The 213-nt window shown below is 62.9% G+C and carries 1 protein-coding gene; it reads left to right on the top strand.

What is annotated here, in order from left to right:
• The coding region (locus L0U85_RS12100) for a hypothetical protein (protein ID WP_241378016.1) at positions 1–213 on the top strand (213 nt) is incomplete at both ends.

The raw sequence follows: 213 nt of genomic DNA, 5'->3' as shown, positions 1-213 counted from the left end.
TCTGAGGACCGGATCCTCCTGACCACCTTCAACAAGCGACTCAAGTCAGATCTGGAGCACAGGCTCACCAAGCTTCTCGACGAAGCGGCGCGCTCGCGGGTGGACGTGGTCAACATCGACCGGCTCGCCCTCGACATCGCGAAGGAGCTGACCGGCGAGCGGCGCAAGCCGGTCTGGAACGATCATGAACTCCGCGACCACTGGCAGCAGGTT

The sequence above is a fragment of the Glycomyces sp. L485 genome (assembly GCF_022548875.1).
Classification (GTDB): Bacteria; Actinomycetota; Actinomycetes; order Mycobacteriales; family Micromonosporaceae; genus Glycomyces.
The sequence above is the reverse complement of the archived record's forward strand: the minus strand, read 5'-3'. Positions and strand labels throughout refer to the sequence as shown.